The 17198-nt window shown below is 71.8% G+C and carries 16 protein-coding genes; 5 read left to right on the top strand and 11 right to left on the bottom strand.

The genetic code is table 11. From position 1 onward, the window contains the following. Nucleotides 1-76: 76 nt before the first annotated feature. Nucleotides 77-1120: an alcohol dehydrogenase catalytic domain-containing protein gene (locus AB0383_RS13560; protein ID WP_366187212.1), complete on the bottom strand. Its 1044-nt coding sequence runs from the start codon at nt 1118-1120 to the stop codon at nt 77-79. Nucleotides 1121-1256: 136 nt separating this feature from the next. Here AB0383_RS13560 and AB0383_RS13555 point away from each other — a divergent pair, with 136 nt between their 5' ends. After that, on the top strand, nt 1257-1868 hold the full coding sequence (locus AB0383_RS13555) for a rhomboid family intramembrane serine protease (protein WP_366187210.1): 612 nt from the start codon (nt 1257-1259) through the stop codon (nt 1866-1868). A gap of 52 nt (nt 1869-1920) precedes the next feature. On the opposite strand, the gene AB0383_RS13550 is transcribed toward AB0383_RS13555, so the two are convergent. Next, on the bottom strand, nt 1921-2469 hold the full coding sequence (locus AB0383_RS13550; protein ID WP_364181840.1) for a DinB family protein: 549 nt from the start codon (nt 2467-2469) through the stop codon (nt 1921-1923). 130 nt (nt 2470-2599) lie between these two features. Between AB0383_RS13550 and guaA the strand changes: the two genes are divergently transcribed. Next, nucleotides 2600-4156 carry a glutamine-hydrolyzing GMP synthase gene (guaA, locus tag AB0383_RS13545; RefSeq protein ID WP_366187208.1) on the top strand — a complete coding sequence of 519 codons (1557 nt, stop codon included), beginning with the start codon at nt 2600-2602 and terminating at the stop codon, nt 4154-4156. A gap of 62 nt (nt 4157-4218) precedes the next feature. Here guaA and AB0383_RS13540 read toward each other — a convergent pair whose 3' ends face one another. Next, nucleotides 4219-4431 (bottom strand): hypothetical protein, encoded by a 213-nt coding sequence (locus AB0383_RS13540; protein WP_364181835.1) that lies wholly within the window; start codon nt 4429-4431, stop codon nt 4219-4221. Then, nucleotides 4424-5731: a PspC domain-containing protein gene (locus tag AB0383_RS13535; protein WP_366187205.1), complete on the bottom strand. Its 1308-nt coding sequence runs from the start codon at nt 5729-5731 to the stop codon at nt 4424-4426. The genes AB0383_RS13540 and AB0383_RS13535 overlap by 8 nt, the downstream gene beginning before the upstream one ends. 302 nt (nt 5732-6033) lie before the next feature. Between AB0383_RS13535 and AB0383_RS13530 the strand changes: the two genes are divergently transcribed. Both AB0383_RS13530 and AB0383_RS13525 read left to right on the top strand, forming a co-directional pair. Next, entirely contained in the window at nt 6034-7278 is a 1245-nt protein-coding gene (locus AB0383_RS13530; RefSeq protein ID WP_366187382.1) for a PspC domain-containing protein, read from the top strand. A 7-nt stretch (nt 7279-7285) separates the two neighbouring features. Continuing rightward, nucleotides 7286-7993, top strand: a complete 708-nt coding sequence (locus AB0383_RS13525; RefSeq protein WP_255638645.1) for a response regulator transcription factor — start codon at nt 7286-7288, stop codon at nt 7991-7993. Here AB0383_RS13525 and AB0383_RS13520 read toward each other — a convergent pair. Next, on the bottom strand, nt 7990-8907 hold the full coding sequence (locus AB0383_RS13520) for a DMT family transporter (RefSeq protein ID WP_220246169.1): 918 nt from the start codon (nt 8905-8907) through the stop codon (nt 7990-7992). The two genes, AB0383_RS13525 and AB0383_RS13520, sit on opposite strands and share 4 nt — an antisense overlap. A gap of 104 nt (nt 8908-9011) precedes the next feature. On the opposite strand from AB0383_RS13520, the gene AB0383_RS13515 reads away from it, so the two are divergent. After that, on the top strand, nt 9012-9914 hold the full coding sequence (locus tag AB0383_RS13515) for a LysR family transcriptional regulator (protein ID WP_285970576.1): 903 nt from the start codon (nt 9012-9014) through the stop codon (nt 9912-9914). A 40-nt stretch (nt 9915-9954) separates the two neighbouring features. Here the strand turns inward: AB0383_RS13515 and AB0383_RS13510 are convergent, their stop codons facing one another. The 6 genes from AB0383_RS13510 to AB0383_RS13485 form a co-directional block, all read right to left on the bottom strand. Then, nucleotides 9955-11100, bottom strand: coding sequence for a serine/threonine-protein kinase (locus AB0383_RS13510; protein WP_364181827.1), 1146 nt, complete (start codon nt 11098-11100; stop codon nt 9955-9957). Between the two features lie 13 nt (nt 11101-11113). Further along, nucleotides 11114-12751: a serine/threonine-protein kinase gene (locus AB0383_RS13505; RefSeq protein WP_364181824.1), complete on the bottom strand. Its 1638-nt coding sequence runs from the start codon at nt 12749-12751 to the stop codon at nt 11114-11116. 212 nt (nt 12752-12963) lie between these two features. Continuing rightward, nucleotides 12964-13875 (bottom strand): hypothetical protein, encoded by a 912-nt coding sequence (locus tag AB0383_RS13500; protein WP_364181821.1) that lies wholly within the window; start codon nt 13873-13875, stop codon nt 12964-12966. 289 nt (nt 13876-14164) lie between these two features. Then, nucleotides 14165-16174: a hypothetical protein gene (locus tag AB0383_RS13495; protein WP_366187201.1), complete on the bottom strand. Its 2010-nt coding sequence runs from the start codon at nt 16172-16174 to the stop codon at nt 14165-14167. A 336-nt stretch (nt 16175-16510) separates the two neighbouring features. After that, nucleotides 16511-16816: a hypothetical protein gene (locus AB0383_RS13490; RefSeq protein WP_366187199.1), complete on the bottom strand. Its 306-nt coding sequence runs from the start codon at nt 16814-16816 to the stop codon at nt 16511-16513. A 63-nt stretch (nt 16817-16879) separates the two neighbouring features. After that, nucleotides 16880-17176, bottom strand: a complete 297-nt coding sequence (locus AB0383_RS13485) for a chorismate mutase (protein WP_366187197.1) — start codon at nt 17174-17176, stop codon at nt 16880-16882. Between the last annotated feature and the right edge of the window lie 22 nt (nt 17177-17198).

The following is a 17198-nucleotide window of genomic DNA, read 5'->3' as shown; positions in this document are numbered from 1 at the left end:
TGGGGGCCCGGTGCGCGCCGTGTGAACCCCCACCCTTACGGGGCTCACACGGCGCGTCGGTCACGGCGTCACGAGCTCACGGCTTCACGAGGACTTTCAGCGCCTCGCGGTCGGCCATCGCCTGGTAGCCCGCGGGCACGTCGGCCAGCCCGATCGTCCGGTCGAACACGCGGCCCGGCTGGTAGCGGCCCTCGAGCACGTCCGGCAGCAGCTGCGGGATGTAGTGGCGCGCGGGGGCGACGCCGCCGGTGATCGTGATGTTGCGCGTGAACACCGGGCGCCCGATCGGGCCCTCCGGGTACTGCGGCACGCCCACGCGGCTCAACGCACCGCCTGCGCGCACCACACCGAGGCCCATCTCGAACGCCGCCTTGGTGCCCACGCACTCCAGCACGGTGTGCGTGCCGTGGCCACCGGTCAGCTCGCGCACGCGCGCGATGCCCTCCTCGCCGCGCTCGGCCACGACATCCGTCGCGCCGAACTCGCGGCCCAGGTCGGTGCGCGCCTGGTGGCGTCCCATGAGGACGATGTGCTCGGCGCCGAGGCGCTTCGCGGCCAGCACGGCGGACAGGCCCACCGCGCCGTCGCCGATCACGGTCACCGCCTTGCCCGGCGCGACGCCCGCGGTCACGGCCGCGTGGTGGCCGGTGGAGAACACGTCCGACAGCGTGAGCAGTGAAGCGAGCAAGTCGTCGGAAGTTTCTTCAAGTGCCAGCGGGAGTTTCACGAGAGTGCCGTCGGCCTGCGGTACGCGCACGGCCTCGCCTTGACCGCCGTCCACGCCGTCGACGCCCCAGTTGCCGCCGTGCAGGCACGAGGTCTGCAGCCCCTCGCGGCAGAACTCGCACGTGTTGTCCGAGTACACGAACGGCGCCACGACCAGGTCGCCCTTGCGCACGCTCGTCACGTCGGCACCGGTTTCCTCCACGACGCCGAGGAACTCGTGGCCGATCGGCCTGCCGTTCTCCTGCGCGGGCATGCCGCCGTACGGCCACAGGTCGCTGCCGCAGATGCAGGAGCGCACGACGCGGACCACGGCGTCCGTCGCCTGGGCCACCTTCGGGTCGGCCACCGTCTCCACTCGGACGTCGCCGGCGCCGTAGATGAGTGTCGCTCGCATAAAGATCCTTTCCGGGTTTTCGCGGTCATCTGTTTCGAGTCATCCGGGCCGGGATTCATTCCTCATGACGCATGCCCCGGCCGTGTCATGACAAATGTCCGGGGTGCTCAGCCGGGTCTCCACCTACGTTCAGAGCATGACCAACCCGACCTCGGAACGCTGGCACAGCAACCCGTTCGTGGCCGTCTTCGACCGGATCGGCCCGCGCCGGGCTCCCGTCCTCACCGGCGCGGTGTTCCTCGTCACGGCGGCGGCGCTCGTCGCCCAGCTCGCGGTGCCGGGGCTGCTGGAGCACGTCCGGCGCGACGGCGCGGCGATCGACACCGGGCAGTGGTGGCGCCTGCTCACCGGCATGTTCTTCCAGGACGGCGGACTGCTCGGTGGCGTCTTCAACCTGGTGGTTTTGGCGATCTTCGGCACGCTGGCGGAGAGCTACTTCGGCCGCGTGCGCATGTTCGTCCTGTACTTCGGGTGTGGGCTGTTCGGCCAGTTCATGAGCTACGTCTGGCTGCAGCCGGTCGGCGCGGGCAACTCGATGTGCGTCGCTGGTCTCATCGGCGCACTGGCCGTGGCGCTGCTGCGGGCGCCGGCACGCCACGGCGTGCAGTTGTCGACGCAGGCGTTCGTGGTGCCGATCCTCGTGGCGCCGCTCGCGGTCGTCGACACGCTCGTGCACGACAACCACGGCCTGCCCGCGTTGCTGGGCATGGCGCTCGGATTCGCGCTCCTGCCCAAGGTGCGCGGCTAGCTCGGGGCACTGGGGGTACGACGGCCCGGTCGGGGGACCGGCCGTCGTCGGGTCACTTGCTCCGGTAGAGATCCCGCAGCAGCAACACTTCCGCGCAGTGGTGGATGGTTTCGCGGTTGATGTGCAGCACGAGCGCGGCCATCGGGTACTCGGCGAACGGCCCCTCCGCCTTGCCCACCGGACGCGCGAGCGCTTCGGCGTCGAGCCCCCGCACGCCCTTGATCCAGCTGTCGTACGCGGAGTCGAGCTGGTCGAGCGCCTCGGCCGCGGTGCCGGCGTAGGGGAAGGTCTCGTAGCTCATCGCCGGCCCGCCGAAGTGCGACGCGGCGCGCATGCCGAGCACTCCGACGATGACGTGCGAGAGCCGCCACGCGATCGTGGTGACGGGCGGTGGCACCGGCTCCGGGTACGCGAAGTCGACGGTGAAGTCCCCGGTCCCGGGCCCGTCCGGCTTCTCCGCACGCGGGCGCACGGTCCAGCAGTTCGGCACCGGTTGCCAGAAGTACTCGTCGTCCCCGAGCCCGTCGAGGCGCGAACGCACGTGGTGCTGCCAGTGCCAGTCGAGTTGGTCGTGCAGTTCGGTGGTCCATTCGACAGTCATGGGGGAACCGTAGGACGCTTCGCGGACAGGTGCGGTCCTCATTCGGGGGCCAGTCACGGGGTGAGGGCGGCGTGACCCAGCCCACCTGGGACGATGGAGGCAAAAGCGCTCATTCGCCTGGAGGTCGTAGGTGGCCAATCCCACCGGTCCGGTACTCGTCGTCGACTTCGGGGCGCAGTACGCGCAGCTGATCGCCCGCCGCGTGCGCGAGGCGCAGGTGTACTCCGAGGTCGTGCCGTCGAGCTCGACCGCCGAGGACCTGCTGGCTAAGAACCCGTCGGCGATCATCCTGTCGGGCGGCCCGTCGAGCGTCTACGTCGAGGGCGCCCCGGGCATGGACCCGAAGCTGGTCGACGCCGGCGTGCCGATCCTCGGCATCTGCTACGGCCACCAGCTGCTCGCGCGGGCGCTCGGTGGCGTCGTCGAGCCCACCGGCGTGCGCGAGTTCGGCCGCACCGACGTGCGCGTGGTCGGCGAAGGCGGACGGCTGCACGCCGGTCTGCCCGGCCACCAGACGGCGTGGATGAGCCACAACGACAGCGTCACGAAGGCGCCCGAGGGCTCCGTCGTCACCGCCAGCTCCGACGGCGCGGCCGTGGCCGGCTTCGAGGACGTCGACCGCGGCTTCGCCGGCGTGCAGTACCACCCGGAGGTGGCGCACTCGCCCCACGGCCAGGAGGTGCTGCGCCGGTTCCTGTCCGAGATCGCGGGCATCAAGCCGCAGTGGACCACGTCGTCCATTGTGGACGAACAGGTCACGCGCATCGCCGAGCAGATCGGCGACGGGCGGGCGATCTGCGGCCTGTCCGGCGGCGTCGACTCGGCCGTCGCTGCGGCGCTGGTGCAGCGCGCGATCGGCGATCGCCTCACGTGTGTGTTCGTGGACCACGGGCTGCTGCGCGCGGGCGAGCGCACGCAGGTGGAGCAGGACTTCGTGGCGGCCACGGGCGTGAAGCTCGTGACCATCGACGCGCGGGAACGCTTTCTCGGCGCGCTCGCCGGCGTGACCGACCCGGAGGAGAAGCGCAAGATCATCGGGCGCGAGTTCATCCGCGTGTTCGAGCAGGCCGAGCGCGACCTCAAGGCGCAGGGCGACTACAAGTTCCTCGTGCAGGGCACGCTCTACCCCGACGTCGTCGAGTCCGGCGGCGGCGAGGGTACGGCGAACATCAAGAGCCACCACAACGTCGGCGGTCTGCCCGACGACCTGCAGTTCGAGCTCGTCGAGCCGCTGCGCCTGCTGTTCAAGGACGAGGTGCGCCGCGTGGGACGCGAGCTGGGGCTGCCGGAGACGATCGTGCAGCGCCAGCCGTTCCCCGGCCCCGGCCTGGGTATCCGCATCATCGGCGAGGTCACGGCCGACCGGCTCGAGACGCTGCGGGCAGCCGACGCCATCGCGCGCGAGGAGCTCACGTCCGCGGGCCTGGACCAGGAGATCTGGCAGTGCCCGGTGGTGCTGCTGGCCGACGTCCGCAGCGTCGGCGTGCAGGGCGACGGCCGCACCTACGGCCACCCGATCGTGCTGCGTCCGGTGTCGTCGGAGGACGCGATGACCGCCGACTGGACGCGGCTGCCGTACGAGGTGCTGGAACGCATCTCGACGCGCATCACCAACGAGGTGCCGGAGGTCAACCGCGTTGTCCTCGACGTGACGAGCAAGCCGCCGGGCACCATCGAGTGGGAATGAGCTGAACGCGAAGGGCCCCGTCGGGATTCGACGGGGCCCTTCGCGTTGAGTGGTGCTCGGTGTCAGTACCGCTTGCGCCGCAAGGAAGCCGCCAGCAGCAGCACTCCGATGAACACCGCACCGCCCGCGACGACCCAGCGGAAGTCGAAGGTGGGCAGCCAGCTCGCGCCGTCGGAGAGCACGTAGCCCGAGACCAGCAGGGTCGCGAGGCCGACGATCAGGGTGATCACGTCCACGCCTCGGCGGCGGGTCGGGATGTTCGAGTTGTCAGCCACGGAGCACCTCCAAGCTGCCGGCACCGTTGGTCACGTTCAGGGTGATCTTCTGCCCGCCCGGCCCGTCGTCGCCGAAGTCGGTGCCGGTCAGCGCTGCCTGGCCGACGCCGCTCGTGGAACGGTCGAGGCAGTCGACGTCGCCGGCGGAGTTCTTGCAGGTGTAGGTGACGTCGGCCGTCGCGGGCACGGTCACCCGGGTGTCGCCGGCGCCGTTGCTGACCGAGGTGGTGATCGGTTCGCCGGCCGGCAGCTGCGTCAGGTCGAGGTCGATGTCGCCCGCCGCGTGCCGATACACCGGCTGCAGCTCAGCGACTGAGTGCGGGGTCGCGTCGAGGTCGCCGACGCCGCCGCGCAGGTCGATGCTGTTGAACGCGCTGGTCGTCATGATCATGCCGACGATCGCGAGCGGCAGTGCCAGTGCGATGAGCCCGCGTGAGCCGCGGACGAACGCGCCCGCCACCATGCCGACGCCGAGCACGCCCAGCACCAGGCCGATGATGTGGCGCACCGAGAACCAGTCGACGCCGTTGAGGTTCAGGACCACGCCCACGCCGGCCACGACCACGGCAGCCGCCATCGTCACCGAACCGATCTTCGACCGCGGCTGCCGCGGCTGCGGGGTCGGATCGTCGGACTCGTAGTGGTAGGGGTTCTCCGGCGGCGTCGGCCCCGCCGGGTCCGGCAGGTCCCAGCCCGCCGGATCGGCGGCCAGCGGGTCCCAGCCGGGAGCGGCGGCGCCCATGGGCTCCGTCGTGGTGTCCGTCATCGTGAAGGCTCCGGTTCCGGGCACGGCCTGGGCCGTCTCATACGCGGGGTACGCGACGACCGGCGCCGGGCGGTTGTCCTGCCCGCGGCTGCGGTGCAGGAGGTAGAGGCTTGCCGAGAGCAGCGCGAACCCGATGAGGCCACCGCCGTCGAACCAGCCGTTGCCGAACGTGAGACCGACCGCCGGGATCAACGCGAGCGTCAGGACCACGGTGAACGCCTTCGACATCGTCGAGCGCCCGCGGCCGATCATCGCCTCGAAGCCCGAGGTCTCGTCGCCCTCGTTCGGGAACAGCAGCCAGCCGAGCAGGTAGAACACCAGCCCGAAGCCGCCGAACACCATCGCCGCGACCAGCGCCACCCGGATCACGACCGGGTCGATGCCGTACCGGTTCCCGAGTCCCGCCGCGACCCCCGCGACCTTGCGCCCCACGTGCGGCCGGCGCGGCCGGCTCACCCAGAAATCCTTCACCGTCTCCTCGAAGCCGTTGAAAGGATTCGACTTCGGGCTCGGCGCCTCGTTCGCACCACTCATACGGCAAAGCATGCGCGACCCGCGGCGGCGCCACATCGGGGACGTTCCCTGAGGTTTCCCCTGAGTGCCGCCGGTGTCCGGGTCGTGATCAGGGGCTTCCCCGATGTCAGAACTGCTCGCGGCGTGTGACGATGGACGGCGTGCAGGACTTCCTCGACCTCGGCGCCGCCGGGCAGGTGAGCGACCCGGCCCGGGGGCCGGTGCCGGCTGCCGTCATGACGGCCATCGTGGCTTCCGGGGCCCCGGGGACTACCGGGGGTTCCGGGGCTTCCGAGGTCGCCGGGCAGCCGGGGCGGCCGAAGATGCACCGGCGCCGCAGCGGACGGGCCGTGGCCGGCGTCGCGGGCGGGCTCGCGGACCACCTCGGCGTGCCCGTGCTGTGGGTGCGCCTGGCGTTCGCGCTGCTCGCGGCCCTCAACGGCGCCGGTTTGCTCGCGTACGGGCTGCTCTGGGTCTTCGTGCCGCAGCAGGCCGAGGACACCGCCGAGGTCGACAGCAAGAAGGCCGCGAAGGAACGTCAACAGGCGTTCGGCCTCATCGCGCTCGGGATCGGCCTCGCCATCGCGAGCGGCACGCTGTCCGGCACCATCCGCGGCTGGGTCGCCGTGCCGCTGGCCATCGCTATGCTCGGCGCGGCCGTGGTCTGGCGCGAGGCCGACGAATCACAACGCCGGCGCTGGCGCACGGGGGCGCGCGACGGCGTCACGGGCGCGTTCGTGGGCGGCGGCGGCCGCAGCGCCGCGATCATCCGGATCCTCGCCGGCGTGGCGCTCGTGGCCACCGGCATCGGGGTTGTGGTCTTCCGAAGCGGCAGCTTCGACCAGGTCAAGTTCGCCCTCATCGCCGTGCTCGCCACGCTGGTCGGCGTGGCCGTGCTGACGATCCCCTTCTGGCTGCGTCTGGTCCGCGACCTCGGCGACGAGCGCCGCGCCCGAATCCGCACCGACGAGCGTGCCGAGATCGCCGCGCACCTGCACGACTCCGTGCTGCAGACGCTCGCCCTGATCCAGCGTCAGTCCGACCAGCCGCACGAGGTCGCGCGGCTGGCGCGCGGCCAGGAGCGCGAGCTGCGCGGCTGGCTCTACGGCCCCGGCGGCTACGGCAAGCCGAGCGACAAGAAGTCGAAGGAGCAGGAAGAAGGCGCCGTCCCGCTGTCCGAGGCGCTCGGCGCCGCGTGCGGCGAGGTCGAGGACACCTTCGCGATCTCCGTCAGCCAGGTCGTGGTCGGCGACGTCGAGATCGACGGACCCCTCATGGCCCTCGTCCAGGCCGCCCGCGAAGCGCTGGTCAACGCGGCCAAGCACGCCGGCGTCGACGAGGTCAGCGTGTACGCCGAGGTCGAACCCACCGAGGTCACCGTCTTCATCCGCGACCGCGGCAAGGGCTTCGACCCCGACGTGGTCCCCGCCGACCGCCACGGCCTCGCCGACTCGATCCGCGGCCGCATGGAACGTCACGGCGGCACCTGCAAGCTGCGCACCGCGCCGGGCGAGGGCACCGAAGTCCAGCTGGCCATGCCGCTCAAAGCGGCCAAGGGTGCGGCGTGACCTCGCTATGCTCAGGCTGGGCGACAACGAGCGAGGGAGCAGCACGGTGACGGAGACCCAGCGCGAGCCGGTCAAGGTGTTCCTCGTGGACGACCACGCGCTCTTCCGCGCCGGGGTCCGCACTGAGCTCGACTCGATCACCGACGAGGTGCAGGTGGTCGGCGAGGCCGGTTCGGTGGCCGACGCCGTCGCCGGCATCGCGCGCACCAAACCGCAGGTCGTGCTGCTCGACGTGCACATGCCCGACGGCGGTGGCGCCGAGGTGCTGCGCCGCGTGCGCCCGGAGCTGCCCGACGTCGTGTTCCTCGCGCTGTCGGTGTCCGACGCCGCCGAGGACGTGATCGCCGTGATCCGCGGCGGCGCGCGCGGCTACGTCACCAAGACCATCTCGTCGAAGGAGCTCGTGCGCGCGATCGTCCGCGTGGCCGACGGCGACGCCGTGTTCTCCCCGCGCCTGGCCGGCTTCGTGCTCGACGCGTTCGCCGACCGCCCCGGCTCGGCACCGATCAACGACCCCGAGCTCGACCTGCTCACCCCGCGCGAGCGCGACGTCCTGCGCCTGCTCGCGCGCGGCTACGCGTACAAGGAGATCGCGTCGGAGCTGTTCATCTCGGTCAAGACGGTGGAGACGCACGTGTCGAGCGTCCTGCGCAAGACCCAGCTGTCCAACCGCTACGAGCTCTCCCGCTGGGCCTCGGACCGCCGGCTCGTCTAGGCGGCGGGCTCCGCGGCCACCAGCGGCTTCGGGGCCACGGCCTTCTTCCGCTGCACCCGCGTGAGCGCGACGCCGCCCAGCACCACGACCATGCCCGCGATCACGCGGAAGCTCAGCTGCTCGTGCAGGAAGATCGCACCCAGCGCCACCGACACGATCGGCAGCAGGTACCCGACCACCGACGCCGCGACGGCGCCTTCGCTGGCCAGCAGCTGGTAGTTGAGGGCGAACGCGATCCCGGTCCCGCCGATGCCGAGGATCACCACGGCGAACGCGGCCAGCGGCGTCAGGTGCACCGGCGAGAGCCCGCCGAACGGCACCACCAGCACGAGGAAACCGGCGGCGATCATCATCTGCCCGCCGGAGAGCGCGTAGGGCGAGTCGCCGGTGTCCGACAGGTAGCGACCCTCGTAGACGAACGCGAAGCCGTAGCTCGCCGCCGCCGCGAGGCAGGCCAGCGCGCCCCAGCTCAGCAGCCCGGACGCCTCCCACGGCGCGAAGATCAGCAGGATTCCCGCCAGGCCCACCACAAGTCCGGCCGCGCGCATCGCCGTCATCCGGTGGCGGACCCCGAGGAACGGCGCCACCACGAGCACCCACAGCGGCGTCGTCGAGTTCAGCACGCCGGTGATGCCGGAGTCCACAGTGGTCTCACCGATCGCGAAGAGCAGGAACGGCAACGCGTTGTGGAAGAACGCGGCCACGGTGAGGTGGCGCCACGTGCGCTTGTCCGTCGGCAGCCGACGGCGCCCGAGCCGGCACAGCGCCACGAGCACCACGGCGCCGAGCACCAGGCGCGCCAGCACCAGTTGCACCGGCGAGAACGCCGCGAGCCCCAGCTTGATCCAGAAGAAGCTCGAACCCCACATCAGTGCCAGCGCGGCAATCCTGAGCAGGGTCTTCGTCTCGCCCACCCCAGTTCCTCCTTCTCGGCCGACGTTCAGCCTGGCCCCGCCCAGACGTAAGGACAAGCGAAAATAACTGCAGGAACGCTTAAGCAGAGCTGTAGAATTCGGCCATGCTCGACGTGCGGCGAATGCAGGTTCTGCGCGCGGTGATCACCAGCGGGTCGATCACCGCCGCGGCGCGAAACCTCGGGTACACCCCGTCGGCGATCAGCCAGCAGCTCTCGGTCCTCGAACGCGAGGCGGGCACCGAGCTGCTCGAACGCGTCGGCCGTGGCATCCGGGCCACCCCTGCGGGCGTGCTGCTGTCGGAGCACGCCGAGACGCTGAGCGCGGAGCTGGCGCGCGCCGAAGCGGCGCTGACCGAGCTCAAGGAGGGGCGCACCGGCAAGCTGGCCATCCGCTACTTCGCCACGGCCGGCGCTTCGGTGATCCCGCACGCCGTGGCCGCCGTCCGCCGCGAGCACCCCGGCGTGTGGCTCGACCTCAAACTCGTCGACCCCGACGACCCGATGCCCGAGGTGGAGGAGGGCCGCGCCGACGTCGCGATCGTCGTCTTCCCTCGGCCCGCGCCGCCGGCGAAGGGGATCGAGCTCGTGCACCTGCTCGACGACCCGTATCGCGCGGTGCTCCCGCGCGCGCACCCGCTGGCGCGCAAGCGGGTGCTCGACCTGACCGACCTCGCCGACGAGCCGTGGGTGGGCGTGGACCCGATGCCCGGGATGTGCCGCGCGATCCTCGACGGCGCGTGCGCCTCGGCCGGGTTCGCGCCCAACATCGTGGTCGAGTCGGAGGACTACCTCACGGCGCAGGGCTTCATCGCGGCCGGGCTGGGCGTGGGGCTGGTGCCGGAGCTGGGTGTCGGGCCCGCACACCCCGGCGTGGCCGTGCGGCGGATCCGCAACCCCGAGCCGTGCCGGATCATCCACGCCGCCATCGCCGCGCGAGCCGTCGGAAACCCGGCCGTGCGGACGCTGATCGACGCGATGCGTGAGGCGACGGCGAAGGTCGCCTGACGGCTCAGACGGCTCAGACGGTTCTGACGACTCGGACGGCTCAGACGAAGAACAGCTCGGAAACGCCGATCCCGATCAGCACCGCGCACAGGATCGCGGCGACCGTGAGGATCAGCTTCCGGCGGGCGGCCGCCTTCTGCCGCAGCTCCGCGGCCGACACCGCCTGCTGAGCCGCCGACGGCACGAACCGCGCGGACGGCGGCTGCAGGGGCTGGTGCTGTAGCGGCTGCTGCTGGGGCGGGATCTGCTGCGTGGGCTGGGCGGCCATCGGCTGCTGCATGGGCTGCGGCGCGGCCGGCGCGTAGGGCACCTGCTGCACCGGCATCTGCATCAACGGCCCCGGCTGGCCCGGTTGCTGCGGGGGCAGCGGCCACGACGCGGGCATGGTCGGCATCGCGGGCGCCGTCGGCGGGATGAACGCGGTCTGCTCGCGGCCCTCGGTGATGGCGCTGAGCGCGGCCACCGTGTCGGCCATCGTCGGACGCGCCGTCGGGTCCATCCGCAGCATCTTGCGCAACGCGCCGGCGAGCACCCCGGAGTTCTGCGGCGGCCGCTCGGACGCTTCGCCGTCCTCACCGAACGGCGGCACGCCCTCCACGGCCGTGTACAACGTGGCGCCGAGCGAGAACACGTCGGCCGCCGGCGAGGCCGGGGCACCGCGGGTGACCTCGGGCGCGCGGTAGGCGGGGTGCGCCCCGCCGCCGGTGATGCCGATGTCGGTGAGCTTCACGCCGCCGTCGTCGGCCAGCAGCACGGTGCCGGGTTCGAGCGTGCGGTGCACGATGCCGGCCGCGTGGATCGCCGCCATCGCGTCGCCCAGCATGATCCCGAGCGACGCCGCCTGCTCGGGCGTGAGCCGCCCGTGCTCGGCGAGGAACGACGCCATCCCGCGCGACGGGATGTACTCCATCACCAGCCAGACGTCAGGTCCGTCGGGCAGCACGTCGTACACGGTGATCGCGCTCGCGTGGTCCACGCGAGCCGCGTCCTTGCCCTCCTGCATCACCGCGGCACGCGCCTGCTCGGCGCGGTCCGGCGGCAGGCCGACGGGCAGGTACATGCGCTTCATCGCGACCGTGCGGAACAGCCGCGTGTCGAACGCTTGCCACACGATGCCCGCGCGGCCGCGGCCGATCGGCTGGTCGAGCCGGTACCGGCCGCCGACGATGGTGCCTTCTGAACTCAAATCTGATCCTGGATCAACTGTTCGACGACGGCGGACTGCCCGTAGACGTGGATGTCGTGGTGTCGGGAGGGTTCGACTTCGAAGTGGACGACTTTGTCGGAGTCTCCTGCTCGGACGACGTCTCTCGCGACGGAGTGTTCCGCGCGGAGGTCCGGCGAGACGTCGTCGTCTCCTCCCGTGAAGAGGTCTCCTCCGAAGAGGACGTCTCTTCTTCGCTCGTGGTTGCTTCTTCACTCGAAGGAGCCGTATCTGTGGTCGGAACCACAGCCGACGACGTCGCCGGGGGAGCGGGCTGCTGCGAAGCGTCGGGCGGGTTGTTCGAGCTCAGCAGCCACACACCGAGCGCCACCAGGCCGACCACCACGATCGCGCCGATGATCGCCGGCTTCTTCCACGCGCCGGGCTTCTCGTCCTCGTTGTCGGTGGGGCTGGTCTGGGCCCGCGGGGGCGGTGGCTCGTCGTAGCCGTCGTCATACCCGTCGTCGTACTGGTCGTCGTCGTAGACGTCGTGGGTCGGCACGGACCGGGTGGCGGCCAGGCCGTTGCGGCCCGGGTCGCCGTACAGCGGCGGCTCGCCCTGGTACTGCTGGTCGTACCGGTCGTAGTCGTTCTCGGGGTACGCGGCGGCCGCCGGGTACTCGGCCTCGTCGTCGTAGTACTGCTGCGCCGGGCCGGGCGCGTCGAGCAGCGTGCCCGAGTGCGCGGCGTCGTCCATGTCTTCTTCGGGGAACAGATGCGTGGCGGCCGCGCCGGCCACGGCGGCAGCCCCCAGCGTGCCGGCCGAGGCCACCATCACGGTCTCGCCGGCCGGTCCGCCCAGCGGCGTTTCGCCCCGTGCGACGGAGGCCAGCAGCTCTTCGCACTCCTCGGCGGTGGGCCGGTGGTGGATGTCAGGGTGCAGCAGCACGGCGAGCACGCTGGCGAGCGGGCCCGACTGCCGCGGCGGGTTGATCTGCCCCGCGGCGACGGCGTGCAGCAGGCTCAGCGTGTTCTCCGACAGCCCGAACGGCGGCTGGCCCTCGCACGCGGCGTACAGCGTGGAGCCGAGCGAGAACACGTCGGACTCGGGGCCGGGGTCACCGCCGATCGCGACCTCGGGCGCGAGGTAGGCGGGCGTGCCGGCGATCATCCCGGTCTTGGTGACCGTGACGTCGTCCTTGGCGCGCGAGATACCGAAGTCGGTGATCTTCACGGTGCCGTTGCCGGCCAGCAGGATGTTGCCCGGCTTGATGTCGCGGTGGACGATGCCGACGGCGTGCGCCTCGCGCAGCGCGGCGGCCACCTGCGCGCCGATCCGCGCGACCTCCAGCGGCGGCAGCGTGCCGCGTTCCTGCAGGACCTGGGCCAGGCTCGTGGAGTTGAGGTACTCCATGATCAGGCACGGCTGCCCGTTGTCGTCGGTGACGACGTCGAACACCGAGATCGCGTTGGGGTGGTGCAAGCGCGCGGCGATGCGGCCCTCGCGCATGGTGCGCTGCCGGGCGTCTTCGGCGTCGTGCTCCTCGAGGCCCGGCTGCATCAGCAGCTGCTTGACGGCCACCGTGCGGCCCAGCACCTCGTCGTGTGCCTGCCAGACGGCACCCATCGCGCCCGTGCCGATCCGGCCGATGATGCGGTACCGGCCGGCGACCAGACGACCCTCGTCGCTCACGCGACCTCCCTTTGGGGCTCCGACTGCCCGGAGCGGGACGTGCCCACCCCGCAGATGCGACCTCGAACCGGCCGCAGCACCGCAGCGTAGGCACCTGTCGTGGGCCGTGTGCCGGTTTTCCCGAGACCGGCCCGCGACAAGGCTAGGCGTTCACTCTGTGCACACACACTCGGCACGGTCTGATCGTCTACCCGGAACAGGATCGTCGCAGGTCACGAGAATGCGACGGCGGAGAGCAGTCGCGCTTCGGAGATGACGTCGCGCTCCACGACGTCGAACAGCTGCGTGACGCGAAGCAGTGTTCCGTCGGTCTGGTGCAGCACCGCGACGGCGACGACCGAGCCGTCGTCCTGCACGCGGGTCTCCTGGACGTCGATCGAGCGGGCCGCGCTCCACGCGCGGACCAGGCTGCCGGCTTCGCCCTGGGCGAGTCCGGGAGCGAGCAGCGCAAGCGCGCTGTCGGGGTTCTTGTCGATCGAGGAGTAGAAGGCCTTCACGGCCCGCAGCTTGTCGGCGTCGGACATGGTCTCCGCGCCCGTGGACTCGGCGTGCTCCGACGGCGGCGTGCTGCTCGGCGCGGACGTGCTGGGCGTGCCGGCCTGCTCCGTGGTCGAGCCGGTGTCGCGCGTGGGCTGCGTGGTGCCGGCGCCGGACTCGACCTGCGTGCCCTCGCGGTGCCCGGACGTGGTACCTCCGGCGCCGTGCTCCTGCGGACCGGGCACAGCCTGGCCACCGAGCGCGGCGGCGCCGCTGAAACCGGTGGGGATGGTGTCCTCGGCGACCGGCGTGGTCGGCCGGGGTCCGCCGCTGAGCAGCGCCGCGGTGACCACGGCGCCCGCGACGAGCGCGCCGGCGCCGACGAGGCCCACCTGCTTGGCGCGGCGGGCGAAGCGGCTCTCGGGCTCCTCGGCCGGCTCGGCGGATCTGGTGGCCTCCGCGCGGTGCGCCGGGTCCATGCGGTGTGACCGTGGCGGCAGGTACTTCTGCGGCTCGCGGAAGACCTGCTCGAGGTAGTCGCGGTCCGCGTCGCCGACGCCGTCGAGCAACTCCGGAGGGATCACGTCCTCGACGCGGACGGCAGTGACCTCGCGGGTCTCACGCCGTGTGCGCTGCCGATCAAGCACGAATGTCCTCGCTCTGGGGTTCGGGGGACGACGGTACGGCCGTTCGGTCGTACGCCGCTGGCCCGGATGGCCGACTCGTGGTCGGTTCCGGATCCGCTGTCGCCAGGTAACCCTGTGGCGACGGGCACCCGCCAGGCTCAGTCGCCGGAATGCCGTCGTCATACGACGAGCGGCAGCTTATGTCACCCACCCGGACCAAGTTCAACCGCTTACCGCACCGCACGTGCATCGGAACGGGCAGTCTGCACTTGCACGAAACGGTAGGCCCTTGCCGGACGATCATGCCTGGTCAGGCGCCGTCGTCGGCGATCTTCTCGTCGTCGCCGAAGGTGAGCGTGCGCTGCTCGATGGTCTTGGTGCCGTCGGTGTGGGTCACTTCGAGCGTGTTGACCGTGGTGTTGTTGTCCGGGTCGATCTCGACCTTCTTGACCTCGAAGTACGCGACGTTCGCGTAGCGCTGCCGCAGGCCCTGCGAGCCCTCCTGCTTGAGGTCCCCGGTGGTGACGGCCGCGGCCTCCGAGGGGTCGGTGGTGACGTTGTTGAAGAACTTCTCGGTGTTGTCCCCCATCGCCTTGGGGTCGGGGGAGGCCGTGTAGAAGACGCTGGTCGGCGAGGTCTCGCGCTGCGCCGGGGTGATCGGCGGCTTCGCGGGCGGCCCGGCCGGTGTCGACTTCGGCCCGGTGGTGACGGGGTCCGACGAGTCGCCGCCGGACGACGAGTCCGTCGGCGACTCGTCTTCGCTGGTCTCGGAGCCCACGGCGTTCTGCGGGTGAGTGCTCGGGTCGTCGCCCCGGGTGCCGGAGCGGCCGCCGCCGGAGCTGCTGCTGTCCTGCGGGCCGCCGCCCGTGCCGCCCTGCTGGCCGAGCGATGGGTCCGGGAGGATCAGCGGGTTGCCGCCGTTCTGCCGGCCCGGCCAGCCGCCGCCGAGCGCGTCGGTGGTCGTGGTGGGTCCGCCGACGAGGAAGGTCCCGGCGAACAGCAGCCCGACCACCACCGCGCCCGACGCACCGGTCGCGAACCACGCCGCCTTCCGCCACGTCTTGGGCGGGGTCACCGACGCGGGCACGGAGCCGAGGTCGAACTTGCCGAGCCCGTCGAGCAAGGGAGCGGCGTACACGCGCACTTCGTCGTCTTCGTCGAGCGAAGCCTCGTCGAACGGGCCGCGCACCCGCGGCTTGGCCGGGGCCCGCAGCGTGACGCGCTGACGCTGCGGGGGCTCGGGCTTCGCCGGCTGCTCGGCGGCGGGCTCCCGCGGCGCGCTCAGCTCGACGTGTTCGCGGGCGAGCTCGGCGTCGTCGTGCTCCGGGGGCTGCGGCTGGGCCAGCGTGGCCGCGGTCGCCGCGACCCGCTCGCGCCTGCTGCGGCGCACCTGCGGCCGGCCGAGTCCGTCGTGCATCGGCATGTCGGCGAGCGAACGCGTGGTCCCCGGCGCCGCCCAGGCGCGGTCGATCTCGCTCACGGGCTGGGGGACCGGCACCACGGCCAGTCCGGTGGGCGGGCGCCGCTCGTCCTGCGCGAACTCCGGTGCGCGGTCGCCGGACTGTGGCAGCACGGCTTGCCCGGCGAACGCACGCGGTTCTGTCTGCGGAGAGGGTTCGGCGAGGTCGTCGGTCCGCGGAAGCACGGTGTGTCCGGCGGGCCCCCGTCGTTCGGTCTGCGGGGACTCCGGCGCCGCCGCCTCGGCGAGGTCGCCGGACCGAGCTCCGCTCCAGGGCGACTCGGGTTCGGGCGCCGGCGGGCCGTCGATCGGGCCGGCCTCGTCGAGCCGGCCGGCGGTGAAGCCCCGGTCGCCGTGGCCGGGCTGTGGCAACTCGGTGCGGCCTCGCGTCGGCGGTGCGTACGGCCCGCGTCCGTTCAGCGCGTGCTCGGGGAGCGCGTCGTAGGCGCGGTAGTCCTCGTGGACGCGGTGCTCGTCGCGCGGCTCGTCCGGCCTGCGCGTCGGCTGCGGGAGCGGGATCGGGCGGCGCGAGTGCGTCGGCCGGGCCTGCTGGGGCTGCGGCAGGAGCACTCCGGGCCCTGGCACGGGCAGAGTCCCCTGCGTCGGCGCGAACGTCGAGCGCGGATCGGCCGCCCGCCGGCGAGGTGGGGGCAACGGCAGGGCGCGGGCCGCCGCGTCGACGCTCTCGCCGCCGGGCCGGTGGCGGTGGTGACCTCCGCCGTGCGGCGGGACCACGGGCGTCCACGTGTCCGTGTCCTGAAGACTGCGAGCCCGGTGCCTGCCCGGCACCGTGACCTCCGCGGCCGTCACCGTGTCCGGGTGGCTCGAGCTGCTCGACCCACCCATCGCGTTTCCCGTCATGCCCGTCCGACCCCTCCCCGGTGTGGGCGTGACGGCGCCGGCACTCCGATCAACCCGATCGGAGCAGAGGCGCGAACGGAGTCACTTGCGTCCACACTTGCGAACTCCCGCGCATCTGCACGCGCACGCGGCAGTGGGCGCGCGGAGCCGCAGCTCCCGCGCGTCCTCCGGGCCTCGCCCCACCCAGACGCATGGGTCCTCACGAACCCAAGAGTAGGAAACCGCCAGGCGAAAGTCTCGGGGCAACCTGCAACTTGCACAGGTTTCACTCTGTCGGGGACGACCGAACGGGCGTGAGGTCACGCTACGCAGTGCGATCGCGCCAGGCAGGGCCGGTCACCCTCCGCTGCGGTACTTCTCCCGGGTCGTCTGGAGAGCCTTCGTCGCCACAGCACCGCTACCGACAGCAATCACGATGGCGATGATGTCGGCTACGCCTCCCCCGGAAGTGAGCAGCCACGCGAACAGTGATGCCGCCGTGGTACCACCGGCGACCGCCCAGCGGCTGCGCACGTACTGCGCGACGGGCGCACCGCCGGCCCGCTTACCCGCTGCGTTGTTGAGCAGCGCCAGGTAACCGACATGGCCCAGTGCCGCCAGCACGCTCGCGATCGCGATGATGACGGCGATGACGTTAATCATGGGTCCAGTCTGCCCGTTTTCGCGGACCGGCGGATCGGGGAAGTCCCCGATGTGGCCGTAAGTTCATCGGCCGAGGCGGCCGCGGCCCAGGTTGAGCAGCGCCATCGCGAGCTGGCGGCCCTCCGGACCCAGTTCGCGGTAGCGCGCGAGCACGTCCATCTCGCGGTTGTAGACGATCCTCGTGCCGCCGGCGGCCATGCGGGCCGCGCCGATCGTCTGCGACACCTCCACCCGGCGTTTCACCAGCCGCAGGATTTCGGCGTCGAGCCAGTCGATCTCCTTGCGCAGCGAGGAGATGTCCTCGCCGGCGACGGTGTTCTCGGCGGGCTGTCCGTCGGCGTTCTGAGTCTGCGCGTTCATCGGGACCTCTCTGAAGTCCGGA

Source organism: Amycolatopsis sp. NPDC051373 (assembly GCF_040689465.1).
GTDB lineage: Bacteria > Actinomycetota > Actinomycetes > Mycobacteriales > Pseudonocardiaceae > Amycolatopsis.
The sequence above is the reverse complement of the archived record's forward strand: the minus strand, read 5'-3'. Positions and strand labels throughout refer to the sequence as shown.